This window comes from Janthinobacterium paucivorans (genome assembly GCF_051380805.1).
Classification (GTDB): Bacteria; Pseudomonadota; Gammaproteobacteria; order Burkholderiales; family Burkholderiaceae_D; genus Janthinobacterium; species Janthinobacterium lividum_D.
Genome location: NZ_JBNYXR010000008.1, coordinates 142,029 through 166,848, shown reverse-complemented (window position 1 = coordinate 166,848; position 24,820 = coordinate 142,029). Strand labels below are relative to the sequence as shown.

Here is a 24,820-nt window from a genome sequence, read left to right as displayed (position 1 = left end):
AGAATAGCGGCTTCGATGTGCAACCCTTGCTCTTTTGACTATGTCTCCCGACGAATACTGCCAACAAAAGACCGCCCAGAGCGGCTCCAGCTTCTATTACAGCTTCCTGTTCCTGCCCGCCGAGCGGCGCAAGGCCATTACGGCCCTGTACGCCTTCTGCCGCGAAGTCGATGATACGGTCGATGACTGCACGGACGAAGCCGTGGCGCGCACTAAACTGGTTTGGTGGCGCAAGGAAGTGAAGGCCATGTACGAGGGCAAGCCGACGCATCCCGTAATGCGCGCGCTGCAGCCGCACCTGGATATCTATAAGCTGGAAGAAAAGCATCTGCAAGCCATCATCGACGGCATGGAAATGGACTTGAACCAGACGCGCTACCTCGATTACCAGGCCATGAGCCGCTATTGCTGGCATGTGGCCAGCGTGGTGGGTATCTTGTCGGCCAGCATCTTTGGCGCGACACGCCCGGAAACCCTGCTGTACGCAGAAAAACTGGGGCATGCCTTCCAGTTGACCAACATCATCCGCGACGTGGGCGAAGATGCGCGCAAGGGGCGCATCTACCTGCCGATCAGCGAATTGCAGCAATTTAATGTGACGGCGGCCGACCTGCTGAATGCGCGCCACAGCGAAAACTTTGAAAACCTCATGCGTTTCCAGGTGGCGCGCGCGCAACAAGCGTATGAGGAAGCGTACGCGCTGCTGCCGCTTGAAGACCGCCGCGCCCAGCGCCCGGGTCTGATCATGGCCGCCATCTATCGCACCTTGCTCAACGAAGTCGAGCGCGACGGCTATCACGTCTTGAAACAGCGCATCTCGCTCACGCCGATCCGCAAGCTGTGGCTGGCATGGAAGACCTGGGTGCGTGGCTAAGTTCGTGGCTAAGTTCGTAGCTAACACTAGCGTAAAGCAACGCTATGGCGTCATCGGCGCCGGCTGGGCTGGTTGCGCGGCGGCCATGGAACTGGCGCGCGCCGGCCATGGCGTCACCGTCTTCGAGGCGGCGCGCACCCTGGGTGGGCGCGCGCGCCGCGTAGAGCGGGAAAACACGGTCCTCGACAACGGCCAGCACATCTTGCTCGGTGCCTACACGGAAACCTTGCGCCTGATCAAGCTCGCGGGGCAAGATCCGGCCGAGCTCATCCTCACCCTGCCCCTGCAGATGCGCTATCCGGCAGATTCTGGCGGCATGGATTTCATTGCGCCGCGCCTGCCCGCGCCGCTGCACCTGGCGTGGGCCCTGCTGCGCGCCCAGGGTTTGTCGTTCGCCGACAAGCTGGCCCTGATGCGTTTTTCCACCGCCATGCGCACCATGGGCTGGCAGTTGTACCACGATTGCACGGTCAGCGAGTTGCTGCTGCGCTTCGATCAGACCGAGCAATTGAACCGCCTGATGTGGCACCCACTGTGCCTGGCGGCGCTCAATACCCCGCCCGAACGCGCTTCGGCGCGCGTCTTCCTCAATGTGCTGCGCGACAGCCTGGGCGCATCGCGTCGACGCGCTTCCGACATGCTGATCCCGAAAACGAACCTGAGCGCCCTGTTCCCCGAGGCGGCCGCGCGTTACCTGGCCCAGCATGGCGGTGAAGTACGCACGGGCGCCAAGGTGAGCGCCTTGCAAGCCTTGCCCGATGGCCGCTGGCAGCTCGATGACAGCGCAAGCTTTGACGGCGTAATCGTGGCCACCTCGTCCGTGCAGGCAGCGAGCCTGCTGCAAGGCGTGCACGATGCGCGCCTCGACGAAGCCATTCAAAGCATGCAAGCGTTCACTGCGGAAGCCATCAGTACCTGCTACCTGCAATACGACGCCTCGGTACGTCTGGACTTGCCGTTTTACGCCCTCGTCGATGCGCCGCAACAGCAGCATTGGGGCCAGTTCGTGTTTGACCGGGGCCAGCTCGACGCGCGCCAGGCGGGCTTGCTGGCCGTCGTCATCAGCGCGTCCGGCCCAGCCGCCGAGCAAGGCCACGCGGCGCTGACGCAAGCCATCGCGGCACAACTGGCGCAGGTGCTGCAGCGTGCGGAACTGGCGCAGCCCCTCTGGACCCAGCTGATCACGGAAAAGCGCGCCACCTTTGCCTGCACGCCCGACCTGGTCCGCCCCGGCAACGCCAGCGGCATGCCGGGCCTGCTGCTCGCTGGCGACTATACGGCCAATGCTGACCGGAAGCACGATTATCCGGCCACTATCGAGGCTGCAGTGCGCAGTGGCGTGGCAGCGGCCAAGGCCCTCACCACGGGCAAACTGGCACAGTAGACGACGCTGCATCTTGTCCTGTTACCACTCGCCCCCGCGATATTGCATTCTGTCGCACCGCGCTGGTGCGCCTGAGTGCGCTTGGGTACAGTCTGAGCATTGACAACGGCCATGCGACGGACAATACCATGCACACTACCTTGCACTTAAAAAATAGTTTGAAAGCCTTGGCGTTGCTGGCGGGCGTCGCGCTCGCTACCCTGATCGTCATTCACGTACCGCCAGCGCCGCCAGCGCCATTACTGCTAAGCCAGGCCAGCATGCTGATGCCGACGCTGGGCTAAGCGGCGCGCCGGCACAGGGACAGGAACAGGAGCACTATGATGAACAAGCAAGACTATCTGGAGGCGCTGCGGCGCGCGCTGGCGGGCTTGCCACCGGACCTGGTGGCCAAGACGCTGGACTATTACGAACAGACCTTCATCGAAGGAGCGGCGGCCGGCCGCAGCGAGCACGAGGTCGCCGAGGACCTGGGCGACCCGAAGAAAATTGCCCTGACCTTGCGCAGCAGCACCCGGCGCCAGGCTTTCGCGCAAAAGAAAAGCCCCGTCAACCTGCTGCGCCTGCTCGTCTCGCTGCTGGGCCTCGCCATCTTCAACCTCTTCATGGTCGTGCCCGCCGCCGTCTACGCGGCGCTGCTGACCACGCTGTATGGCGTCGGCCTGAGCTTTTATCTGGCCGGCATTGCCATCACGGCCAGCGGCCTGTCCGGCGCCAACGAACTGGTACTCGATGGCCCGCTGCGCCACGTCTTCATCCATGACGATGACGGTGGCGAAGGCGGCGAGCGGCGCGAAACACGCATCACCATCGGCGACACGGGCATCGAAGTCGATCACCTGCCCGGCCCGTCGCAGCGTGAAGCGGCAGAAACCGAGGCGCCGGGCGCTTCATCGCGCATGATGGAGCGGGCCGAAGCGCTGGCCGGTGGCGGCATCCGCATCTCCACCGACATGGAGCGCGATGCACGCACCACGCAAACGGTCTTCGGCATAGGCATGCTGCTCGGCGGCATCGCCATCTTTTTGCTCAGTCTGGTGGTGACGCGCTATACCTTGATCGGCATCAAGCGCTACATCGCCATGAATGTCTCCCTGCTCAAAGGTCACTAGAAAGGCTGCCATGAAACGCTTGTTCAACGTTGGCCTGTCCATGCTCGTGCTGGCAATGGTCTTGATCGCCCTGTCCTATGCCGCGCTGCGCGCCAAGGGCATCAGCAATCCCAGCAGCGCTGCCGGGCGCGCCGTGCGCAGCGAAACGCGCCCGATTTCCGCCGGCATCAACAGCATCGACCTGGCCGGCCCCATCGACCTGGTGCTGCGCCGCGGCGCCACGCCATCGATGAAGGTGAACGGCGAGCAGCGTTTGTTGTCGAACGTCGCGACCAGCGCCGACGGCACGACCCTGCATATCGGGCCGAAAGGCATGCTGTTCCACCATCGCCAGCCGCTGCAGGTGGAACTGGTGCTGCCATCGCTGGTGCGCGTGGAAGTGCACGGCAATGGCGACAGCAAGATCACGGGATTTTCCGGCGACAGTTTCATTCTGGAATTGACGGGATCGGGCGACGTCAGCTTTACGGGACGCTACAAACAGGTACAAGCGACCGTCAACGGCAGCGGCGACCTCGACATCAACGCTGGCAACAGCGACAGCGTGGTGCTGGAAATGGTCGGCTCCGGGCGCATCGCTGCCAGCGGCAACACAAAATTCTTGCGTGCCGACCTGAGCGGCTCAGGCGATATCGATGCCGAGCACCTGTCGGCCGACAAGGCCAGCGTCAGCCTGCAAGGCTCGGGCCAGAGCACCATCTTCGTGCGCGACGCCACCAACCTCAGCCTGCGTGGCAGCGGTGATATTCACGTCCACGGCAACCCACGCCAGCGCGATGCGCAAAAAAATGGTTCAGGCGACATCATCTGGCACTAATAATGACGGCGATGCTTTAACGCGTCGATTCCAGCCACGCCACCGCCTGCTCGCCGGCCGCCTTGCCTTGCGCCAGGCAGGCCGTCAGCAGATAGCCGCCCGTGGGCGCTTCCCAGTCCAGCATTTCGCCGGCCACGAACACGCCAGGCATGGCGCGCAGCATGCAAGCGTCTACCCCGTCGAAGACCACGCCGCCGGCGCTGCTGATGGCTTCGTCGATGGGGCGCGGGCGCTGCAAGGTAACGGGCAGCAGCTTGATGGCGCGCGCCAGCTTGGCCTCGTCGGCAAAGTCGGCCGCACTCAGGCACTCGCGCAGCAAGCCCGATTTCACGCCTTTGATACCCAGCCGGCTTTGCAGATGGCTGGACATGGAACGCGCGCCACGCGGCCGCGTCACTTCCTCGAACACCCGTTCGCTGCTGAAATCTGGGGTCAGGTCGAGCCAGATGGTGCTGCTGCCCTGAGCGGCAATTTGCTCGCGCAAGGCCGCTGAGAGCGCATAGATCAGGCTGCCTTCGACGCCGCCGGCCGTGATGACGAACTGTCCCTGGCGCTTCACCGTCAAGCCATCGATGTCCTGCGCCGTGATGGCCACCGTGGCCAGGTGCTCGCCCGCGTAACGGCTGCTGAAATGTGCGCTCCAGTCGACGTCGAAGCCGCAATTGGCCGGCGCCAGCGCTGCCACGGCCACGCCCTGCCCTTGCAATAGCGGCACCCAGGCGCCATCGGAGCCCAGGCGCGCCCAGCTGCCGCCGCCCAGCGCCAGGATCACGGCGTCGAACGAGCGCAGACATGCGCCGTCCGGCGTGGCGAAAACCAGTTGGCCATCTTGCCAGCCGGTCCAGCGGTGGCGCATGTGAAATTGCACGCCCGCTTCGCGCAAGCGGTGCAGCCAGGCGCGCAGCAAGGGCGCGGCCTTCATATCGGTGGGGAAGACGCGGTTCGAGGAGCCCACAAAGGTGTCCACGCCCAGGCCGTGCGCCCAGTCGCGCACATTCTGCGGGCCGAACTGGTCCAACGCCGCTTGCAAGCGACTCGCTTGCCTGGCATAGCGCGAGACAAAGGTTGGGTAGCCTTCTGCGTGCGTAATATTCATGCCGCCGCGTCCAGCAAGCAGGAATTTGCGGCCGACGGACGGCATGGCGTCGAACAACTCCACCTTAGCCCCCTGGTCGGCGGCCGCCTGGGCGGCCATCAGGCCGGCGGGGCCGCCGCCGATGACGGCGATATGAAACGGAGCGGAAATGGAATGGGTCATGGCAAGCCGGGAAGACGCTGAAAACCCCGGCATTTTAGTCGAGATAAGGCACGGGGATGGCAATAATGCCGAAAAATGCTGCATACTGCGCTCAGATGCTGCAGTCAAAAGCGGCGAGACTTGACGCGACAACGAGACAACGAGACGACAAGAGGAGAAACATATGGGTGCAGGATTCTGGATTTCCCGTTATTTGCTGGCCAGCTCGATTTTATTCATCATCCTGATGCTCGTCGAGTACAGCAAGGGCGCCACCAGCGGCGCAGATATTCTCAGCACCCTGGCCTGGTCGCTGGTGGCGTCGGCCATCTTTATCGGCTCGAAGTACTGGCGCTACAGGAAAGCCATCGCCTGCGCCACTTGCAGCGACAGTACGCTCAGCAAGCCGAAAACGAAGTCCTGATGAAAAAACGGCCACTTCGATGAAGTGGCCGTCGCATTTGGCAAGCGCGATCAGCCGCCCGTCACGGGTGGGAAGAACGCCACCTCATCGCCTTCGGCTATCACGGCATCGGCATCGCACATCACCTGGTTGAGCGCCATGCGCAGCGCGCGGCCCTGCGCCAGCGCAGACTCCCAGTTGCCGCCGCGGGCGATCAGCAAGGAGCGCACGTCACCGACCGTGCGCAAAGGTGCGCTCACTTCGAGCACTTCCTGTGCCGTGCCCACCAGCTCGCGCACGCTGGCAAAAAAACGCAGATTGATCTTCATCACGGCTTCCTTAGTACAGCAATTCGTTAAACGGGATAAAGCGCAGCATGTCGCCGCGCGCAATCGACAGCCCCGGTGGACAGTCGATCAAGCCATCGCCCCACACAGTGGACGTCAGCACGCCCGAACCCTGATTGGCGAACAATTCCAGTTCGCCCTCCTCGTTGATCTTGGCGCGTAAAAATTCGTTGCGCTTGTCCGCCTTCAGGCGTTCAAAGCTGGCCGGCAGCTTGTAGCTGCGCGGCGCCAGATTGCCGGCCACGCCTTGCAGGCGCAGGATGAAGGGACGCACGAACAGCAAGAACGTGACAAAGCTCGACACGGGATTGCCGGGCAAGCCGACGAAGAACGCCTGATTAACTTCGCCAAACGCCAGCGGCTTGCCCGGCTTGACGGCGATCTGCCACATGTTCAGCCGCCCTTCCGCTTCCACGGCCGGCTTGATATGGTCTTCCTCGCCCACCGACACGCCGCCCGAGGTGATGATCAAATCATTGCCCTGGGCCGCCTGGCGCAGCACGGCTTTTGTCGCTTCCAGGCTGTCTGGCACGATACCCAGGTCGGTGATCTCGCAACCGAGGTTTTCCAGCAGGGCGCGCAAGGTAAAACGGTTCGAGTTGTAGACGGCGCCGGGCGCCAAAGGCTGGCCCGGCATGGCCAGTTCATCGCCCGTAAAAAAGACGGCGACGCGCAGCTTGCGCAGCACCGGCAGCTGCGCCAGGCCGACCGAGGCGGCCAGGCCCATTTCCTGGCTGCGCAGACGCCGGCCAGCAGCAAGGATCTCGCCGCCGGCGCGGATATCCTCGCCCTGGCGGCGCACCCATTCACCCGCCTGCGGCACGTGGTTTACCGTCACCACGGCGTCAAGCACGCTGCACTGCTCCTGCATCACCACGCAATCGGCGCCGTCCGGCAGCAAGGCGCCCGTAAAAATGCGCGCCGCCGTTCCCGGCTGCAAGGGCTGGCCCACGTGGCCGGCCGCGATGCGCTGCGACACGGGCAAGCTGGCCGCGCCGCTGGCGCAATCGCTCGCGCGCACGCAATAGCCGTCCATCTGCGTATTATCGCGCTCGGGTACGTTCAAGGTCGAGGTCTGGGCCAACGCCAGCACGCGGCCGTTGGCGCGCATGGTGTCGATGTGCTCCACCTCCGTTACCGGGCGCGCCGCGCCCAGCATGAACGCTTGCGCCTCGGCCACCGACAACAGGGGTTTTCGTACAGTGCTGGTGTCTGTCATTGCAGTGGCGCTCATTACAAGCCCGTGGCGGCGCTGATATACGCCTTCATTTTCTCGACATCGGTATCCATCACGATGAACTTTTGCGGCAAGTCTTCGATGTTTTCGAAGCCCGCTGGCCGTTCGGCGTCCACGCCCAATGCATCGAGGATGGTTTCGTTGAACTTGGCCGCCAGCGCCGTTTCCAGCACGATCATCGGCACATTCGGCTCCAGGTGCTCGCGCGCCACCTTGATGCCGTCGGCCGTGTGCGTATCGATGATGATGCCGTAGTCGTCAGCCACGTCGCGGATGGTGTCGAGGCGGTCCTGGTGCGTGGACTTGCCCGACTTGAAGCCATACTTGGCGACCAGCTTGAACTCGTCGCCATCGCTGCCAGGCTTGCCGGACAAATCAAAACCGCCGTGGCTGTCCACTTTCGCAAACAGCGCACGTACACGCTCGCCGTCGCGGCCAACCAGGTCGTATATGAAGCGCTCGAAGTTCGAGGCCTTCGAAATATCCATCGACGGGCTGCTGGTGTGGTAAGTCTCGGCCGACTTGCGCACGCGGTACACACCTGTGCGGAAAAATTCGTCGAGCACGTCGTTTTCATTCGTCGCCGCCACCAGTTTCGAGATGGGCAAACCCATCATGCGAGCGATATGGCCGGCGCAGATATTGCCGAAGTTACCCGACGGCACCGTAAACGACACTTTCTGTTCGTTGCTGGTGGTAGCCGACAGGTAGCCGCGGAAGTAGTACACGACCTGCGCCACGACGCGCGCCCAGTTGATGGAGTTGACGGTGCCGATCTTTTGTTTCGCCTTGAACGGCAAGTCGTTCGAGACGGCCTTGACCATATCCTGGCAGTCGTCGAACACGCCTTCGACGGCGATGTTGTAGATGTTCGGGTCTTGCAGGCTGAACATCTGCGCCGTCTGGAAGGCGCTCATTTTCTTGTGCGGCGACAGCATCAAGACGCGGATGCCCTTCTTGCCGCGCATCGCGTATTGGGCCGCGCTGCCCGTGTCGCCCGACGTGGCGCCGAAAATATTGAGTTCGGCGTCATGCTTGGCCAGCGTGTATTCGAACAGATTGCCCAGCAACTGCATGGCCATATCCTTGAAGGCCAGGGTCGGGCCGTTCGACAGCGCCTGCAGCATCAGCGTGGTCTGTCCACCCTTGACGCTATTTTCTTCGAGCACGCGCAGCGGCGTGATGTCGGCCGCGTTTTCACCGGCGCGGACGTTTTTGTAGACGGCCTTGGTATAGGTTTTCGCCGTCAATGCCTTCAAATCCGCAGCCGGGATATCGGTGGCGAATTTCTTCAGGATTTCGAATGCCAGGTCGGCATACGACAATGTGCGCCAGGCATTGAGCTCGGCACCAGTGACTTGCGGGTAATGTTCTGGGAGATACAGTCCGCCATCGGGGGCCAGTCCGCCCAGAAGGATGTCGGAAAATTGCTGCAAAGATGACTGTTGCGACTGCAATGGCGCTTTATCAGCGCGGGTAGACACGTAGTGCATAAATTTGAAGAGTCCAGTTGAGCTGAGTGCGGTTGATCATGAATTGCAGCGGATATTATAGTGCTACAGGCTACCCAAGGCGAATCGCATGCGCAAGCAGCCGTGCTGAGCGGCGCGCTTGTTGCCAAACAGCAGCGCCTGGCAAGGCTGACATCGTTTAAAAGCATTGCACTTTTGAAATTTGTTTGACCAGATCAACGCGCTGCATAAAGGATGCGCGCCCATGCTGGTGTGCGCGCGCGATTTGCGCCACACTCGTCCTTGTCGGCCGCAGTGCGGCCATTCATGGAACCGGCCATGTCGCTGAGTAAAAAACCGTATCTGCAAAGTGCCACGCTGCGCCCTGACGCCGTCGTCGACCTGGACAACTATCCGTTCACCATCCCCGCTATCCGCGAATTCGTGCGCATGGATTTTCATCGCGACGTGACGTTTTTTGTCGGTGAAAATGGCAGCGGCAAGTCGACCATGCTCGAAGCGCTGGCCGTGGGGTTGGGCTTGGGCAAGGATGGCGGCACGCGCAATGTGCGCATCGCCGTGCCATCGGACCAGGAATCGCTCTTGCATGCGCATCTGCGCCTGAGCAAAAGCTACAAGCAGCCGGACGACAGTTATTTTTTGCGCGCCGAGAGTTTTTTCAATGTCGCCACCTATATGGATGACATGCCTGAATACCTGGGCAGCTACGGCGGCAAGTCGCTGCATGCGCAATCGCACGGCGAAGCGTTCATGGCGACCTTGATCAACAAGCTGAGGGGCAAAGGCCTGTATCTGCTCGACGAGCCCGAGGCAGCCCTGTCGCCCAGCCGCCAGATGGCAGCCCTGTCGGTGATCCACCAGCTGGTGCGGGATGACTCGCAGCTGATCATCGCCACCCACTCACCCATCCTGCTGGCCTACCCGAACGCGAAAATCCTGATGTTTAGCGGCGGCGGCATCCACGAAGTGGCGTACGAAGACACGGAACACTACGCCGTGACGCGCGATTTCCTCGATCACTATCCAAGAAGGCTGGAGCAGCTGTTTGAGGAGGAGTGAAGTTGGTGGCTGAGGTGGTGATGTCGGCTTACGCCCTGCGGGCTAAGCCGACCTACGCCGACCGTGGCGTATCGTAGGTCGGATTAGCGCTGCGCGCGTAATCCGACACCACCATCAGCACATCAACAAGCGGCGTGATTCACCGTGATGACGTGCACGGCAAGGCCACCCAAGGACGTTTCCTTGTACTTGTCTTGCATGTCTGCACCCGTCTGGCGCATGGTTTCTATGACCTCATCAAGGCTGACGAAGTGCGTGCCGTCACCCTTCAGCGCCAGCGAGGCGGCCGTGATGGCCTTCACTGCGCCCATGCCATTGCGCTCGATGCAGGGGATCTGCACCAGGCCGCCGATCGGGTCGCAAGTCATGCCCAGATGGTGCTCGATGCCGATTTCAGCCGCGTTCTCGATCTGTTCATTCGTGCCGCCCAGCGCGGCCACCAGGCCGGCCGCCGCCATGGCGCACGCCACGCCCACTTCGCCCTGGCAGCCTACTTCGGCGCCCGAGATCGAGGCATTACGTTTGCACAGCATGCCAATGGCCGCTGCCGTCAGCATGAAACGGCGCACGCCGCCCACAGGGTCGCTGGGTCGGCAATCATGCGCGTAATAGCGCAGCACGGCCGGGATGATGCCGGCGGCGCCGTTGGTCGGTGCCGTCACGACGCGCCCACCGGCCGCGTTTTCTTCGTTGACGGCCATCGCGTACAGGCTGACCAGATGCACGGCATCGTGCGGCAAGTCGTTGGCGCGGTTGTCCGACGCTTTCGTCTCCTGCGCCAGACGCCATAATTTGGCGGCGCGGCGCTTGACGTTCAAGCCGCCCGGCAAATTGCCCGTCGCTTCCAGGCCGTGCGCGATACAGTCGCGCATGACGTGCCAGATGCGGTCCAGGCCTTCATTGAGTTCCGTCTCGCTGCGCTTGACGCACTCGTTGGCACGCAGCATTTCCGGGATCGACAGACCACTTTCCACGCCATGCGCGAGCAGCTGCTCCATGGTGTCGAAGGGAAAGACGACCGGCGCTTTGGCGGCCAGTTCCACTTCGCCTTGCGCCCGGCCCGCAGCATGCCCTTCGCCCTCTGCACGGATAAAACCGCCGCCAATCGAGTAAAACACCTTGTCGACGCGGCTGCCATCGGCCAGTATCAGGGTAAAGCGCATGCCGTTCGGGTGTTCGGGCAAAGAGACATCCTTATGCCAGATCAAGTTCGTCGCTGCCGTAAACGGCACCACGTGCGTACCCAGCAGCGCGACCTCACCGGCCGCATCGATGGCGGCCAGCTTGCTGTCGACGGCATCGGGCGCCACGTCTTGCGGCGTTTCGCCCATCAAGCCCAGAATGACGGCCTTGTCTGTGGCATGACCCACGCCCGTCAGCGCCAGCGACCCATACAAGGCTGCCTCGACGCCCACTACCTGGTCCAGCGAACCGTATTCGACCAGAAAACGCCGCGCCGCCGCCATCGGCCCCACAGTGTGGGAACTCGACGGCCCGATGCCGATCTTGAACAAGTCAAATACGCTCATATCCATGTAGTGTCTCTTTATATTGGTATTTTTTTATTAATTATTGTGCAATCTTCAGGCAGCTTTGGCGTGCTGCCCTGCGTCGACATTGGCCAACATATCGGTGACCATCTGCTCGACGCCGATCTGCGCTTTCCAACCCCAGTCTGCGCTGGCCTTGCTGTCGTCGAGACTTTGCGGCCAGCTGTCGGCGATGGCCTGGCGGCTGTCCGGCTTATAGCTGATCTTGAAGTCCGGCACCGTACGCACGATGGCTTTTGCCAGCTGCTCGGGGTTGAACGACACGCCCGCCACATTGTAGGACGAACGGATCTTGATCGATGCCGCCGGCGCATCCATCAGTTCAATGGTGGCGCGGATGGCGTCGGGCATGTAAATCATCGGCAAGGTGGTGTTCGCATCGAGGAAACATTCATAGCGCTCACCGCGCAAGGCTGCATGGAAAATGGCGATGGCGTAATCGGTGGTACCGCCGCCCGGAGGCGATTTATAACTGATGATGCCCGGGTAGCGGATGCTGCGCACGTCCACACCATACTTGTTGAAGTAATACTCGCACAGGCGTTCGCCGGCCAGCTTGCTGATGCCGTACATCGAAGTCGGGTCCATCACCGTCATTTGCGCGGTGTTCGCCTGCGGCGTGTTCGGACCGAAAGCGGCGATCGACGATGGCCAGAAGATGCGCAAGGGTTTGCCCGCGACACCGCGTTCGCGCGCCAGTTCCAGGATATTGAGCAAGCCATCCATGTTCAGGCTCCAGGCCTTCAATGGCGCCGCCTCGCCCGTGGCCGACAGCATGGCCGCCAGCTGGTAGACCTGGGTGATATGCTCGTCGGCGATGATTTTCGCCAAGCCGTCCTTATCCAGTACGTTCAATTGCGCGTAGCGCTTGGCCTGGTACAGATTGTTTGTGCCGATATCGCTGGCGATGACGTTGTCCGCGCCGTGCTGCAGCGCCAGCGCGCCCACCAACTCACTACCGATTTGGCCGTTTGCGCCGATGACTAAGATGCGTTCCATGCTATGTCCCTGAATTCTTATTAATTAGTAGTGGTAGTGGTCGTAGTGAGCAGGCCCAGTTCCTGGCCGGCCTGCTCGAAGGCGGCCAGCACTTGCACCAGCTGTTCTCGCGTGTGCGCAGCGGACAGCTGCACGCGCACGCGGGCCTGGCCCATCGGTACGACCGGGTAAAAGAAACCGGTCACCAGCACGCCCAGCTCATACAGGCGGGCGGCGAATTTTTGCGCCACGGGAGCATCGAACAGCATCACCGGCACGACCGGATGGGTGCCCGGCTTGATGGTAAAGCCGATGCGCTCGATTTCGCTGCGGAAGAAAGCCGTGTTTTCATGCAGGCGGTCGCGCAGTTCGGTCGATTTGGCCAGACGCTCCAATACCGACAGCGAGGCGCCGGCGATCGATGGCGCCAGGGTGTTCGAGAACAGATAAGGGCGCGATTTCTGGCGCAGGGTGTCGATGACTTCCTTGCGCGCCGCAGTAAAACCGCCCATGGCGCCGCCCAGGGCCTTGCCCAGCGTGCCCGTGATGATGTCGATGCGGCCCATCACATTGTGGTGTTCGTGCGTGCCGCGGCCCGTCGCGCCCATGAAGCCGGAAGCGTGGCATTCGTCGATCATCACCAGCGCGCCATACTTGTCAGCCAAGTCGCAGATCTTGTCGAGTTGCGCAATCGTGCCATCCATCGAGAACACGCCATCCGTGACGATGACCTTATGGCGCTTGCCGGCGGCAAGCGCCGCTTGCAATTGCACTTCCAGATCGGCCATGTCGTTGTGTGCATAGCGGTAGCGGCCAGCCTTGCACAGGCGGATGCCGTCGATGATGGAAGCGTGGTTCAGCGCGTCCGAGATGATGGCGTCGTTTTCATCGAACAGGGGCTCGAACACGCCGCCGTTGGCGTCGAATGCGGCCGCGTACAAAATCGTGTCCTCGGTGCCCAGAAATGCGGAAATCGCCTGTTCCAGTTCCTTGTGCACGGTTTGCGTGCCGCAGATGAAGCGCACGGACGACAGGCCGTAGCCGTATTTTTGCGTGGCGGCAATAGAGGCTTGCTGCGTCTGCAGATCGCCGGACAGGCCCAGATAGTTGTTGGCACACATATTAATCAGGGTACGGCCATCGTCGCATACCACTTCGGCGCCCTGGCGCGAGGCGATCACGCGCTCGGGCTTGTACAAGCCCTGCTGGCGCAATTGATCGAGATTCTGTTGCAGACCGCTGAAAAAGGTGTTCTTCGCTTGCTCGCTCATGATGATCCTTGTGTGTCCCTGTTGTATCGGTGGTATCCGGGTGACCTCAGCGGCCATAGGGGAACAGCAGCCGCTTGACCGGTGCGCGCAGTATGCTGTACCGTGAAGCGCTGTTTGAAGTCTACACGTTTCCGTGCCTTTCCTCAAAATCCACTATGTCGAACTGAAATTCAATATAGTGGATATTACCCAAGCCTACTGAACTTTGCAAGCCACCTGCCGATGAAAACCAGCATTTCGACCAATTCTCCACCCGAAGTGGGTGCAACACTGCAACGGCTGCGCCTGGCGCGCGGCCTGACACTGGAAGATTTGTCGCGCATCGCGGGCGTCTCGAAGTCCATGCTGTCGCAAATCGAGCGCGAAAAAGCCAATCCCACCATCGCCATCACGTGGCGACTGGCCAACGCCCTGGGGGTACAGATCGGCGAATTACTCTCCAACGCAGAAAAAACCGTGGAAACCATCCGCATCACGGACGCCCACGAAACCCCCACCCTGCCCGGCGACCATGCGGGCTACGTGCTGCGCATTCTGGGGCCGATGGAACTGGCCGGCAAATACGAGTGGTATGAAGTGACCCTGGCGCCGGGCGGGGAACTGGCGTCGCAGCCGCATGACCCGGGCACCACCGAGCATTTGACAGTGATCCACGGCAACCTGGAACTGGAAGTAGGCATGGCGAAGAAAAAAGTCAAAAATGGCGGCACGGCGCGCTATCCGGCGGACCAGCCGCATACTATCCGGAATCTGGGCAAGACCGAAGGCAAGGCCTTACTCGTGGTCATCCACCGATAAGCCTCGCCAGCAACTGCGTCAATTCGGCATCGTTCGGCATCGACGTGGGCGGCCTCGATCATTTAAGCTTTCAGTCGATGTCTGAAAAGGGGCTGCTGGCACGCATCGCGCCTTGGCATCGGACGTAAAAAAGCGCGGGCCAACTGCACCCGCGCTTTTCAAGACAGAAAGATGAGCAGATTACTGCGCCGCCACCTTGGCTGGCTCCGCCACTACCGGCGTCATCTTCAGCGAACGGCTGAGGAAGCCCCAGCGATCGGCCACTTCTTCGATCTGCTTGGTCGTCGGCTTGCCGGCGCCATGGCCGGCCTTGCTGTCGATGCGGATCAGTACCGGTGCCGCGCCGCCTTGCGCTGCCTGGGCAGCGGCAGCGAACTTGAAGCTATGGGCCGGCACAACGCGGTCGTCGTGGTCGGCCGTGGTGATCATGGTAGCCGGATAGCAACCGCCCGCCTTCAGGTTGTGCAGCGGCGAGTATTTCACCAGTGCCTTGAACTGCTCGGCGTCATCGGACGAGCCGTAGTCAGGCACCCAGCCCCAGCCCACGGTGAACTTGTGGAAGCGCAACATGTCGAGTACGCCCACTTGCGGGATGGCCGCAGCGAACAAATCCGGGCGCTGCGTCATGGCCGCGCCCACCAGCAAGCCACCATTGCTGCCGCCGCCGATCGCCAGCTTGGATGGCGAGGTGACTTTGTTGTCCACCAGCCACTGCGCGGCGCCAATAAAATCGTCGAACACGTTTTGCTTGTTCAGCTTGGTGCCAGCCTGATGCCAGGCTTCGCCATATTCGCCGCCACCACGCAGGTTGGCCATCACATAGACGCCGCCCATTTCCACCCAGGCAAGATTGGCCACGGAGAAGCTTGGTGTCAGCGAAACGTTGAAGCCGCCATAGCCGTACAAATAGGTCGGATTCGTGCCATCGAGCTTCATGCCTTTTTTCGAGACGATGAACATCGGCACCTTGGTGCCGTCGCGGCTGGTGAAGAATTGCTGGCGCGTTTCAAAGGCGTTGGGATCGAAATCGACCTTTGGCTGGCGGTACATCGTGCTCTTGCCCGACTTCATATCGTAGCGGTAGATGGTCGCTGGCGTGGTAAAGCTGGTGTAGGAGTAGAACGTTTCCGTATCGCCACGTTTGCCCGCAAAGCCACCGGCCGAACCGATGCCCGGCAACGCCACTTCACGCACCAGCTTGCCCTTCAGGTCGACGATCTTAATTTGCGTTTGCGCATCTTTCAGGTAGTCGAGCACCAGCTGATTGTTGATCAGGTTGACGGCAACGAGGGTTTCCGCGCTTTGTGGCACGATTTCCTTCCAGTCGGAAGGCAGAGGTTTGCGCGTGTCGATGGCAATGACGCGCGATTTCGGCGCATTCTTGTCCGTCTTGAAGAAAAATACCGGGCCGTCATTGTCGATGAAGGCATACGCAGCGTCGAACGCTTCGAGCAAGCCTACCACCTTGGCGTTCTTCTGGCGCAAGTCCTTGTAAAAGACACGGTTCTTGCGTTCCGTACCCTGTGTGGCCGTGATGATCAGGTAATTGCCGTCGTCGCTGACGGTGCTGCCACCAAATGCCCATTCTTTCTGGTCAGGACGTTCGAAGACCAGCACGTCATCGCTTTGCGGCGTGCCGATTTTGTGAAAATACAATTTCTGGAAGTAATTGATATCGGCCAGCTTGGTCGCTTCGTTTGGCGCGTCATAGCGGCTGTAGAAGAAACCCTGGTTATCCTGGGTCCACGAAGCGCCGGAGAACTTGGCCCACTTGATGTGGTCCGTCAAATCCTTGCCCGATTCGATGTCGCGCACTTTCCACTCGTTCCAGTCGGAACCGGAAGCGGACGTGGCATAGGCCAGGTATTTGCCATTCGGACTGATCGAGGTACCGGCCAGCGCCACCGTGCCATCGCTGGACAGGGCATTCGGGTCCAGCAGCAGACGCGGTTCGTCCGTCAGTTTTTTAACCGTGTACAGCACGGCCTGGTTTTGCAAGCCGTCGTTGCGGCTGTAGAAGTAACGCCCGCCCTGCTTGCTTGGCGTAGAAAAACGCTCATAGTTCCACAGCTTGGTCAGGCGCTGCTTGATCGTGGCGCGCTCGGCGATGGTGCCCAGATACGACTGTGTCAACTGGTTTTGTGCCGTCACCCACTCGCCCGTCTCTGCGCTGTTGGCATCTTCCAGCCAGCGATAGGGATCAGCGATGGTGGTGCCGAAATAGCTGTCTTGCTGGTCGACTTTTTTGCTGACCGGATACTTCACGGGAGCGCTATCGCCGGCTGGGCACGATTGCGCCATGGCATTGCCAGCAAAAGCGGCCAGCAAGCTCAATATGAGGGTTGTACTACGTAATTGCATGGGTGGTTGTCTCATTGTTGGATGTCGAAGAAAGCAAGCCGCTCAAACGTACGACGCGGCTGCCCATGTTGACTTTCGCCAAGAGAAATCATAGCGCGGATTGACACTTTTAAAGCACAGTTATCTGCTGGATTTGCCGTCTTTTGTTTGGGGAAATGCGGTGAACTACCGTCACAAATTACTGTATTGGCGAGAATTGGCACACTGACGGACAGGCAAGAAACATTATCAAAAGCAAACCCGTTTCATCAAGCCGTCATAAATCTTCGTTACCATGATCAATATGTTCATGGCCCGTCCAGAGGCCGTGCCGCCACATCCTCCTATGCACACTCTCGCCCTCCCTTCCGCCACCGCCGCGCCGCCCGGCGCGATACCATCGAATATAGCTTACCTGAAGCCACATTCTGCCTCCATGTCCATCGAGGCAACAAATGCCTTGCACGAGATTCTGGCAGGGCGCAAGCTCAGCGCCCTGTTCCAACCCATCATCCACATGCACAGCGGCGACATCATCGGCTACGAAGGCTTGATACGAGGGCCTTCGGATAGCCCCCTGCACGCGCCGATGAATCTGTTCAAGGTGGCGCGCGCACATGGGCTGACGCTGGAAGTGGAACATCTGTGCCGGCAAGTGGTGCTCGAGCGCTTTGCAGAACTGCAACTGCCAGGGAAATTGTTTCTTAATGTCAGCCCTGAATGCTTGCTGCTGCGCAATGCGCGCCATGGAGAAACCCTGGGATACATCGAGCACATCGGCATCAACCCGGACCGCGTCATCATCGAGCTGACGGAAAACCAGCCCACCTACGATTACGAACTGATGCGCGAAGCGGTGCTGCATTACCGCAACATGGGTTTCCAGATAGCCATCGACGACCTGGGCGAAGGCTTTTCCAGTCTGCGGCTGTGGTCAGAATTGCGCCCTGAATACGTGAAAATCGATATGCATTTCATTCAGGGCATCAATAATGACCCGGTAAAACTGCAATTCGTGCGCTCGATCCAGGAAATCGCGGAAAAGTCAGGCACCCTGGTGATCGCCGAAGGTATCGAGGCACAAACGGAATTGCTGGTCTTGCGCGACCTGGGCGTGGCGTTCGGACAAGGCTATCACCTGGGCCGACCGAATGCAGTACCGGCGCGCGCCCTGCCGGCCGAAGTGCTACAGGCGCTGGGGCGCAATGGCGTAGCCGTGTATCCACAGCGCAGCAGCCTTGAAAAGAACGGCGCCAGCATCCGCAAGCTGCTGCACCAGGTGGCCGCCGTTTCGCCCGAGAAAAACAATAACGAGGTGTACCAGATCTTCCTGAAGGAACCGAAGCTGATGATCATTCCCGTCGTCGACAATGGCGTGCCGCTAGGCCTGATCAGTCGCTTCGTGATGATCGACCACTTCGCCCGCCCCTACCAGCGCGAACTGTACGGCAAGAAATCGTGCAGCCTGTTCATGGATGCCACGCCCCTGATTGCCGACCACGAGACGAGCTTGCAGGAACTCAGCTACACCATGGTGCAGTCCGACGCCCACCATCTGTTCAACGGTTTCATCATTACCGAACAGGGCCGCTACCTGGGCATGGGCACGGGTCACGACCTGATGCGCGAAATCACGCAGATGCAGATCAATGCGGCGCGTTATGCCAATCCGTTGACGCAACTGCCCGGCAACGTGCCCATCAACGAGCATATCGACCGTTTACTGCACAGCGCCGCCCGTTTCTGGGTCTGCTATTGCGACCTCGACCACTTCAAGCCCTTCAACGATGTGTATGGCTACCGCAAGGGCGACGACGTGATCCAGTTGACGGGGGAAATCCTCAGCAGCCATTGCGACCCGAACCGCGACTTCATCGGCCACATCGGCGGCGACGATTTCATGATTTTATTCCAGAGCGAAGACTGGGAAGTGCGCTGCCAGGCCATACTCGAGCATTTTGCTACCGCCATCCTCGCCTATCACAGCACGGGAGACTGCGAACGGGGCGGCTACATCAGCGAAGACCGGCAGGGGAAAAAAGTGTTTTATTCATTGATCAGCTTATCGTTGGGCGTCATCAAGGTCGGGGCGCACCAGTACTACACGCACCATCAGATTGCCACCCAGGCGGCCGAAGCGAAGAAGCAGGCGAAGAAGATCCACGGCAACAGCTTGTTCCTCGACCGGCGCCAAGGCACGGGCATGGCGAGCCTGGGGCCTTAAGCGGGAAAATTGCGGTATTGCTCGATGAACTCACGCTCATGCGCGCACCGGCGCTGGACGTCAGTGGCGCGGCGGCGGCGGAAAGCGACCCTGCTGCCATTGCCGCACCCGCTGTTGCGCTTCCTGCAACTGTGCCGGTTCCAGCCTGGCGGCCGCCGCTTCCCTGGCCATGGCCGCCGCGCTATCGCCGCTCTCGGCCGCCAGCGCCAGCCACATGTAGCCGCACAGCAAATCCTTTGCCACGCCGCGCCCGCTGTTATACATGCCGCCCAGGTTGTATTGCGCCAGCGCATAGCCCTGGCTGGCCGCGCGCGCATACCATTGCACGGCCAGGCTATCGTCTGGCGGCACGCCATGGCCATTCGCATACATGACGCCCAGATTGTTTTGCGCGCTGACATCGCCCTGCTCGGCGGCCGTGCGATACCAGCGCACGGCACAGACATCGTCGCGTTGCATGCCCTGGCCATTGGCATACATCACACCGAGGTTGAACTGCGCATTCGGCGCGCCCTGGGCCGCCGCCCTGGCATACCAGTCCAGCGCCTGGCGCCAATCGCGGACGATACCGCGCCCGCCCGCATACATGCCACCCAGATTGTATTGCGCCATGCAATGGCCCTGCAGGGCGGCGCGCCGGTACCAGAGCACGGCGCGCGCCTCGTCCATGCCCACGCCCTGGCCGTGCGCCAGCATCAAGCCGAGGTTGAACTGGGCATCGGCATCGTCCTGCTCGGCCGCCCGCTGCAGCCACGCATAGGCACGCAGTTGGTCGGGCGCCACGCCCAAACCTTGCGCATACGCCACGCCGAGTTGCCGCTGCGCCATAGCCAAGCCTTGGGCAGCGGCTTGGCGAAACCAGGCCAGCGCCTGTGCATCGCTTTGCGCCACGCCCTGCCCACGCTTGTAGATCAGCCCCAGATTGAGCTGCGCCTGCGCATCGCCCTGCAAGGCTGCCTTGCGGAACCAGGCCAGGGCCAGCGCATCGTTCTTTTCCGCGCCCAGCCCCTTTGCATACGCTACACCGAGCAAGAATTGCGCGCTGGCCATGCCCTGCTCGGAGGCGCGGTAAAACCATGCCAGAGCCAACTCGTCGCTCTGCAGTACCCCGCGCCCATTGCGGTACATCTGCCCCAGGTTCTGCTGGGCTGCAGCATCGCCCTGGACGGCCGCACGGCGAAACCACAACACGGCGTCTGCATCACTCTGCGCCACGCCCCTGCCATGGTAATACAGGGCGGCCAGTTGGTTCTGCGCGAAAGCCAAGCCTTGCAAAGCGGCAAGGCGTAGCCAGGCGAAGGCGCGCGCATCGTCTTGCGCCACACCCTCGCCCTTCTTGTACAGCAATCCCAGGTTGAACTGGGCGTAGGCATTACCCTGCTCGGCAGCCGTGCGAAACCAGATATACGCCTGGTGCTTGTCTCTGGCAGTATGGTGCTTGTCCATGTGCGCCCCCATCGACATCGCGCTTGCCAGCAGAGCGCGCAAAGCGGCGGCCCAGGGCGGCGAAATCACGTGTTGCCTAAATTTTAAATTCGATGCGCGGGAAGGACTTGAGCAGGCTCAAAAAAGATAATAAAATTATATCGCTTTGATGAGCCCGCCTTGATGCCAAAAGAGGGCTTGCACGCCAGAACAGGCGGGCGGCGGACATTAGGAGCGCGCGGGGTGCTTTTGCAAAAATTGCGGCACTTTCGCGGCCGCCAGCTTGTTCAGCGACACCAGCAAGTCGGCGTCGACATCGGCGATGCCGTAATTGCTGCGCAAATGGCGGCCGATATGGATCAGCACTTGCGCCGCCACTTCGGCATCGGACTCGGCTCTGTGGGCGGCGCTCTTGAAGGCGATGCCCAGCTGGCTCGACAGCAAGCCCAGCTTATAGCTGGCCAAGCCCGGAAACACGCGACGCGACAGTTTCAAGGAACACACGAGCGAGCGGTGCGCGGGCGTCAGGTTCAGTCTCGCGCTTTCCGCGCGCAGGAATTTTTCATCGAAGCTGGCATTATGCGCCGACAAGGCATCGCTACCGATGAACTCCAACAGCTGCGGCAGCACCTCGGTCACGGGCGGCGCCTTGTCCACCATGGCCTGCGTGATACCCGTCAAACCCGTGATGAACGAAGGAATACGCGCATTGCAATTGATCAACGTCACATAGCGGTCCGTGATCCGCCCGTCCTCGATGCGCAAGGCAGCCACTTCGGTGATGCGGTCGCCCATATCGGGTGACAATCCAGTCGTCTCGAAGTCGATCATGACGATCGGTTTGTCAAACACATGCATGGGATGCTCTTTCGTAGGTGCAACGATAAGTGTCTCGATAAAATGCGCAGGGCAAGGCGCGGCAACGCCGCCACGCACACGCCACCCGCATTTTATCAGCCGAACTTGCGCACGGCGTCCAGCGCGAGTCCGGCGCCGATACTGCCGAACCGGTCGCCTTCGACCTTGCGCGCGGCCGGTACCAGGGCAGCGATCTTTTCGCGCAGCAAGCGCACGCCGGAAGAGCCGCCCGTGAAGAACACGGTGTCGACGGCTTCCGGCGCTACGCCGGCGTCGCGCAGCAAACGCAGCACGGTTTCTTCCACGGAACCACACAGGTGAGCGATGGCATCGTCGAATTGCACACGTTTGAGCAACAGGCTGTGCGCGGGCGACAAACGCTCGAGCTCCAGCTGCACTTCGGCCGCGTCGGACAGGGCAATCTTGCCCTCTTCCACTTTCATGGCCAGCCAGTGGCCGGCACGCTCGTCGATCAGCTTTTGCAGACGTTTCACTTTGTCTTGCTCGCGTGCATCGCGGCACACGTCGGCCAGCTGCACCCAGATTTTCTTGGTGTACGCCAGGTTGATGGTGTGCCAGGTAGCCAGGTTGAAATAATAACTGGAAGGCACTTCGCTATTGTTATGCAGACGGCTGCCGTAGCCGAGCAAAGGCATGACGGACGACAAGCTCAGGTATTTATCGAAGTCCGTGCCACCGATATGCACGCCGCCGGTGGCGAGGATGTCGTCGCGCCGTTCGGCTTTTTTCGCCCGCTGCGGCGACAGCCTGACCAGCGAAAAATCGGACGTACCACCACCGATGTCGGCGATCAGTACCAGTTCTTCCTTGTCAATTTGCGACTCATAGTCGAAGGCGGCAGCAATCGGCTCGAACTGGAAGGCGACATCCTTGAAACCCACGGAACGGGCCACTTCAGCCAGCGTATCCTGGGCCAGCTGGTCGGCCTGCGCATTGTCGTCGATAAAGAAGACGGGACGGCCGAACACGGCCGACGAGAACTCGCGGCCAGCCGATTGCTCGGCGCGGCGCTTCACTTCGCCAATGAATTGCGCCAGCAACATGCGAAATGGCAGCGCGCGCCCGCCCACTTCCGTCTGGCCATCGATGAGACTGGTACCCAGCAAGCTTTTCAGCGAGCGCATCAATCGCCCCTCGTAACCGGCCAAATAGCCGGCCAGCGCCGCGCGGCCAAAGCTGACTTCCTCGTCCTCCGCATTGAAGAAGACGACGGACGGTAAGGTCGTCTTGCCATCTTCCAGGCCGAGCATGGTGCTCTGCCCGGGACGTGCCCAGCCTACCGTGGAATTTGACGTGCCGAAATCGACGCCGCAAGCATTGGCCATGTCGACCCTTCCCTGAATAAAGGGGCGTTATCTTATCAGAAGGCAGGCCATAGCACCAGAAAAATACTTGCGCCACGAGCAAGGCAGCAAGCTTGCTTTACGTCAAGTAGCTACGGCGCACAACAGCGACTCTTGTGCAAGGTCCGCCGGAAAACCCGGCAAGCGACCGGCGCAGCGCCATAGAGCGCGCAGCATCGAGGCATGATGGCCGCCGCCTGAAAGAAAAAACCCCGCATCGCTGCGAGGTTTTTCACTTCCAGGGCCAGGCAATCAAGCAAAAAGCTTACCCTTGAGCATATTCAAGCCCTGGCTGACGAGGTCATTGCCTTCTGGTACTTGACCGTTCGGCGTCAGCATGTCGATCAACTGGGGCAGCAAGGCTGCCAGGCCGCCCGATGCCGCATCCGGCGCCACGCCCGCTTTTTCAGCGATCTGGGTAATAGTATCGGCGCCCAGCGCATCCTTAATTTGGTCACCGGAGACGGGCGCATTGGCGCCGCTACCGATCCAGCTGGCCACCTGGTCGCCCAGGCCGCTTTCCTGGAATTTCTGCAGCAGGCCCGGCAAGCCGCCATGCTGGTTGACCAGATCCATCACGCTGGCCAGCAATCCGGCTGACGTTTCCCCATCCGCGCCCGGCTTGCCCAAGGCGCTCATTGCCTGTCCTGCAAGTTGATTTAGAAAACTCATCGTACTCTCCTGAAGGCTATCGATTCGTGCCGCGTGACTGCGGCGTCCGGCATGGCGCAGACCATTCTCCACCACGGAAATAATTGCACTATAAATAATACAAAGACTATAATGACGATTTGGCGGCGAGCACCTGGACGGCCTCACTGCCGCGTCGCCCACCACCATCATATTGAGTTCGGCACAACATGCAAGCGTCAATGTTCGGCAGCCCACCCATGTGGGCGCGCTCTTTTATGCCAGCCCTTATGCCAACCCTCTTGCCAGCCATCTAGCGACTGGCATGCCACCCGCCATGAGGCCCTATTGGACACGCCGTTGACCCTGCCCAGCATTTGCTGGCCCCTGCAAGCGAGTACTGGCCATCTTGCCGTCACCAGCACCCACATCACGGGCCACTTTCACGCCGGCGCGGGCGAAGACGCCATCGTGCTGTGCGCCCTGCTGCCGGCCGGTAAATTTCGCAATGGCGCGGCGCGCCACTGGTGCCGCACACATCAATGCTACTGGGGCACGCAGGCCGACCTGGCCGATAAGCTGGCAACGCAGCTGCTGCGTTGCCGCCAGCATGCCAGCCCCATGGGCTATATGCTGTATCCGCCGCTGTTCGACCCCGCCCGCTTTCATGCCAGCACCTTGCGCCTGGGGCCGGACGGCTTGCTGCAACTGCGCGCCAGGGCCGATGACGGCGACGCCCTGATGGCGCACGACACGGCCGCGTTGGCCATCGACTGCCGCGCCCTGCCCGGTATCTTCCCGCCCGACATCGTGCAGCTCAATATCACGCCACCGGCAGCGCATGCCTATGTGGCCGCATTGCAGGCCGGCGCAGCGCTGGACTGCAGCGACTGCACCCGCTGCGGCCATCCGCACCTGGACCTGGGCAGCTTCGCGCTGGCGCCGCACCGGCGCCACAGCTGCGGCCAGTGCGGCCATGACGCCTCGCATAGCGCCACGCCTATCGTCTCGTCGCCGCTGTGGCGCTTGCGCCAATACGCCTTGCGCAACCGCACACGCATCACCGAATGGCTGTGACAGTGCGCGCTGCCATCGTCGGGACTGCGCTGGCAGCGATCCTCGTTCGGTAATATGCACAGGACGTGACGGATTTGTTGCACGCCATCGTTGTGGCGGGTCTGTCAGCACTACAGCAGTCGTGAGTAAGGTGAGTAAGGTGAGTAAGGTAAGTAAAGCAAGATGCAAGGAAGTCCATTTCGGCCTTGGCCACCTTTTCTGTGCTTGACCTGTAGCGGCATCGGGCGCATTTCGTGTTATCGTTAACAACAAGAACCGTCAATGGTGTGTGCAGTGCAGCAGATTTCAGCCATCGCCCAGCACGGCCTGCCCGAATCTCTTACTATATCGCCTTTGCGCAGTTCTTATCGCCCGCAAATACGG

22 protein-coding genes are annotated in these 24,820 nt (G+C 61.0%); 10 read left to right on the top strand and 12 right to left on the bottom strand.

Going from position 1 to position 24,820, the window contains the following annotated elements:
* Window positions 1–40 precede the first annotated feature (40 nt).
* From hpnD to ACQ4V8_RS12140, 5 genes are all read left to right on the top strand, one after another.
* A complete protein-coding gene (hpnD, locus tag ACQ4V8_RS12160; protein WP_196855165.1) occupies window positions 41–874 on the top strand; it encodes a presqualene diphosphate synthase HpnD in 834 nt (277 codons plus the stop codon).
* 4 nt (window positions 875–878) lie between these two features.
* Complete coding sequence (gene hpnE / locus ACQ4V8_RS12155) at window positions 879–2,258, top strand: hydroxysqualene dehydroxylase HpnE (protein WP_436571541.1); 1,380 nt, start codon at window positions 879–881, stop codon at window positions 2,256–2,258.
* 128 nt (window positions 2,259–2,386) lie between these two features.
* Window positions 2,387–2,542: a hypothetical protein gene (locus ACQ4V8_RS12150; RefSeq protein ID WP_436571540.1), complete on the top strand. Its 156-nt coding sequence runs from the start codon at window positions 2,387–2,389 to the stop codon at window positions 2,540–2,542.
* A 36-nt stretch (window positions 2,543–2,578) separates the two neighbouring features.
* On the top strand, window positions 2,579–3,370 hold the full coding sequence (locus ACQ4V8_RS12145) for a DUF1700 domain-containing protein (protein WP_010398465.1): 792 nt from the start codon (window positions 2,579–2,581) through the stop codon (window positions 3,368–3,370).
* A gap of 10 nt (window positions 3,371–3,380) precedes the next feature.
* Window positions 3,381–4,187, top strand: a complete 807-nt coding sequence (locus ACQ4V8_RS12140) for a head GIN domain-containing protein (protein ID WP_010398467.1) — start codon at window positions 3,381–3,383, stop codon at window positions 4,185–4,187.
* Between the two features lie 16 nt (window positions 4,188–4,203).
* On the opposite strand, the gene ACQ4V8_RS12135 is transcribed toward ACQ4V8_RS12140, so the two are convergent.
* Window positions 4,204–5,445, bottom strand: coding sequence for a TIGR03862 family flavoprotein (locus tag ACQ4V8_RS12135; RefSeq protein WP_436571539.1), 1,242 nt, complete (start codon window positions 5,443–5,445; stop codon window positions 4,204–4,206).
* Window positions 5,446–5,608: 163 nt separating this feature from the next.
* Between ACQ4V8_RS12135 and ACQ4V8_RS12130 the strand changes: the two genes are divergently transcribed.
* The gene (locus ACQ4V8_RS12130; protein WP_010398471.1) at window positions 5,609–5,848 is read left to right on the top strand and encodes a hypothetical protein; all 240 of its coding nucleotides are present in this window, start codon (window positions 5,609–5,611) and stop codon (window positions 5,846–5,848) included.
* A 50-nt stretch (window positions 5,849–5,898) separates the two neighbouring features.
* On the opposite strand, the gene moaD is transcribed toward ACQ4V8_RS12130, so the two are convergent.
* The 3 genes from moaD to thrC are packed head-to-tail and all read right to left on the bottom strand — an operon-like array spanning window position 5,899 to window position 8,904.
* The gene (gene moaD / locus ACQ4V8_RS12125; RefSeq protein WP_436571538.1) at window positions 5,899–6,156 is read right to left on the bottom strand and encodes a molybdopterin converting factor subunit 1; all 258 of its coding nucleotides are present in this window, start codon (window positions 6,154–6,156) and stop codon (window positions 5,899–5,901) included.
* 10 nt (window positions 6,157–6,166) lie between these two features.
* Window positions 6,167–7,408, bottom strand: a complete 1,242-nt coding sequence (locus ACQ4V8_RS12120) for a molybdopterin molybdotransferase MoeA (protein ID WP_436571537.1) — start codon at window positions 7,406–7,408, stop codon at window positions 6,167–6,169.
* A complete protein-coding gene (gene thrC / locus ACQ4V8_RS12115) occupies window positions 7,408–8,904 on the bottom strand; it encodes a threonine synthase (protein WP_010398477.1) in 1,497 nt (498 codons plus the stop codon). Before thrC ends, ACQ4V8_RS12120 begins: the two co-directional genes overlap by 1 nt.
* A 297-nt stretch (window positions 8,905–9,201) precedes the next feature.
* Here thrC and ACQ4V8_RS12110 point away from each other — a divergent pair, with 297 nt between their 5' ends.
* Window positions 9,202–9,942 (top strand): AAA family ATPase, encoded by a 741-nt coding sequence (locus tag ACQ4V8_RS12110; RefSeq protein WP_436571536.1) that lies wholly within the window; start codon window positions 9,202–9,204, stop codon window positions 9,940–9,942.
* A gap of 122 nt (window positions 9,943–10,064) precedes the next feature.
* Here ACQ4V8_RS12110 and ACQ4V8_RS12105 read toward each other — a convergent pair whose 3' ends face one another.
* The 3 genes from ACQ4V8_RS12105 to kbl are packed head-to-tail and all read right to left on the bottom strand — an operon-like array spanning window position 10,065 to window position 13,741.
* Window positions 10,065–11,477, bottom strand: a complete 1,413-nt coding sequence (locus ACQ4V8_RS12105; protein ID WP_436571535.1) for an L-serine ammonia-lyase — start codon at window positions 11,475–11,477, stop codon at window positions 10,065–10,067.
* A 48-nt stretch (window positions 11,478–11,525) separates the two neighbouring features.
* Entirely contained in the window at window positions 11,526–12,491 is a 966-nt protein-coding gene (locus ACQ4V8_RS12100) for an NAD-dependent epimerase/dehydratase family protein (protein WP_010398484.1), read from the bottom strand.
* Window positions 12,492–12,511: 20 nt separating this feature from the next.
* A complete protein-coding gene (gene kbl, locus ACQ4V8_RS12095; protein ID WP_010398487.1) occupies window positions 12,512–13,741 on the bottom strand; it encodes a glycine C-acetyltransferase in 1,230 nt (409 codons plus the stop codon).
* Window positions 13,742–13,963: 222 nt separating this feature from the next.
* Between kbl and ACQ4V8_RS12090 the strand changes: the two genes are divergently transcribed.
* Entirely contained in the window at window positions 13,964–14,539 is a 576-nt protein-coding gene (locus ACQ4V8_RS12090; RefSeq protein WP_010398490.1) for a helix-turn-helix domain-containing protein, read from the top strand.
* 180 nt (window positions 14,540–14,719) lie between these two features.
* On the opposite strand, the gene ACQ4V8_RS12085 is transcribed toward ACQ4V8_RS12090, so the two are convergent.
* Window positions 14,720–16,900, bottom strand: coding sequence for a prolyl oligopeptidase family serine peptidase (locus ACQ4V8_RS12085; protein WP_436571534.1), 2,181 nt, complete (start codon window positions 16,898–16,900; stop codon window positions 14,720–14,722).
* Window positions 16,901–17,315: 415 nt separating this feature from the next.
* On the opposite strand from ACQ4V8_RS12085, the gene ACQ4V8_RS12080 reads away from it, so the two are divergent.
* Entirely contained in the window at window positions 17,316–19,103 is a 1,788-nt protein-coding gene (locus ACQ4V8_RS12080) for a GGDEF domain-containing protein (protein ID WP_196855156.1), read from the top strand.
* 60 nt (window positions 19,104–19,163) lie between these two features.
* Here the strand turns inward: ACQ4V8_RS12080 and ACQ4V8_RS12075 are convergent, their stop codons facing one another.
* From ACQ4V8_RS12075 to ACQ4V8_RS12060, 4 genes are all read right to left on the bottom strand, one after another.
* Window positions 19,164–20,618, bottom strand: coding sequence for a tetratricopeptide repeat protein (locus tag ACQ4V8_RS12075; RefSeq protein ID WP_436571533.1), 1,455 nt, complete (start codon window positions 20,616–20,618; stop codon window positions 19,164–19,166).
* A gap of 138 nt (window positions 20,619–20,756) precedes the next feature.
* Window positions 20,757–21,386 carry a 3'-5' exonuclease gene (locus tag ACQ4V8_RS12070; RefSeq protein WP_010398502.1) on the bottom strand — a complete coding sequence of 210 codons (630 nt, stop codon included), beginning with the start codon at window positions 21,384–21,386 and terminating at the stop codon, window positions 20,757–20,759.
* A gap of 95 nt (window positions 21,387–21,481) precedes the next feature.
* On the bottom strand, window positions 21,482–22,732 hold the full coding sequence (locus ACQ4V8_RS12065; RefSeq protein WP_436571532.1) for an Hsp70 family protein: 1,251 nt from the start codon (window positions 22,730–22,732) through the stop codon (window positions 21,482–21,484).
* A 270-nt stretch (window positions 22,733–23,002) separates the two neighbouring features.
* Complete coding sequence (locus ACQ4V8_RS12060) at window positions 23,003–23,422, bottom strand: YidB family protein (protein ID WP_029496435.1); 420 nt, start codon at window positions 23,420–23,422, stop codon at window positions 23,003–23,005.
* A 306-nt stretch (window positions 23,423–23,728) separates the two neighbouring features.
* Here ACQ4V8_RS12060 and ACQ4V8_RS12055 point away from each other — a divergent pair, with 306 nt between their 5' ends.
* Window positions 23,729–24,457, top strand: a complete 729-nt coding sequence (locus tag ACQ4V8_RS12055; protein WP_436571531.1) for a hypothetical protein — start codon at window positions 23,729–23,731, stop codon at window positions 24,455–24,457.
* The last annotated feature ends 363 nt before the right edge of the window (window positions 24,458–24,820 follow it).

Coding starts and splice junctions, on each gene's coding strand:
- hpnD (WP_196855165.1), top strand. CDS start 41: ATGTCTCCCGACGAATACTGCCAACAAAAGACCGCCCAGAGCGGCTCC.
- ACQ4V8_RS12150 (WP_436571540.1), top strand. CDS start 2,387: ATGCACACTACCTTGCACTTAAAAAATAGTTTGAAAGCCTTGGCGTTG.
- ACQ4V8_RS12145 (WP_010398465.1), top strand. CDS start 2,579: ATGATGAACAAGCAAGACTATCTGGAGGCGCTGCGGCGCGCGCTGGCG.
- ACQ4V8_RS12140 (WP_010398467.1), top strand. CDS start 3,381: ATGAAACGCTTGTTCAACGTTGGCCTGTCCATGCTCGTGCTGGCAATG.
- ACQ4V8_RS12135 (WP_436571539.1), bottom strand. CDS start 5,445: ATGACCCATTCCATTTCCGCTCCGTTTCATATCGCCGTCATCGGCGGC.
- ACQ4V8_RS12130 (WP_010398471.1), top strand. CDS start 5,609: ATGGGTGCAGGATTCTGGATTTCCCGTTATTTGCTGGCCAGCTCGATT.
- moaD (WP_436571538.1), bottom strand. CDS start 6,156: ATGAAGATCAATCTGCGTTTTTTTGCCAGCGTGCGCGAGCTGGTGGGC.
- ACQ4V8_RS12120 (WP_436571537.1), bottom strand. CDS start 7,408: ATGAGCGCCACTGCAATGACAGACACCAGCACTGTACGAAAACCCCTG.
- thrC (WP_010398477.1), bottom strand. CDS start 8,904: ATGCACTACGTGTCTACCCGCGCTGATAAAGCGCCATTGCAGTCGCAA.
- ACQ4V8_RS12110 (WP_436571536.1), top strand. CDS start 9,202: ATGTCGCTGAGTAAAAAACCGTATCTGCAAAGTGCCACGCTGCGCCCT.
- ACQ4V8_RS12105 (WP_436571535.1), bottom strand. CDS start 11,477: ATGGATATGAGCGTATTTGACTTGTTCAAGATCGGCATCGGGCCGTCG.
- ACQ4V8_RS12100 (WP_010398484.1), bottom strand. CDS start 12,491: ATGGAACGCATCTTAGTCATCGGCGCAAACGGCCAAATCGGTAGTGAG.
- kbl (WP_010398487.1), bottom strand. CDS start 13,741: ATGAGCGAGCAAGCGAAGAACACCTTTTTCAGCGGTCTGCAACAGAAT.
- ACQ4V8_RS12090 (WP_010398490.1), top strand. CDS start 13,964: ATGAAAACCAGCATTTCGACCAATTCTCCACCCGAAGTGGGTGCAACA.
- ACQ4V8_RS12085 (WP_436571534.1), bottom strand. CDS start 16,900: ATGCAATTACGTAGTACAACCCTCATATTGAGCTTGCTGGCCGCTTTT.
- ACQ4V8_RS12080 (WP_196855156.1), top strand. CDS start 17,316: ATGTCCATCGAGGCAACAAATGCCTTGCACGAGATTCTGGCAGGGCGC.
- ACQ4V8_RS12070 (WP_010398502.1), bottom strand. CDS start 21,386: ATGCATGTGTTTGACAAACCGATCGTCATGATCGACTTCGAGACGACT.
- ACQ4V8_RS12065 (WP_436571532.1), bottom strand. CDS start 22,732: ATGGCCAATGCTTGCGGCGTCGATTTCGGCACGTCAAATTCCACGGTA.
- ACQ4V8_RS12060 (WP_029496435.1), bottom strand. CDS start 23,422: ATGAGTTTTCTAAATCAACTTGCAGGACAGGCAATGAGCGCCTTGGGC.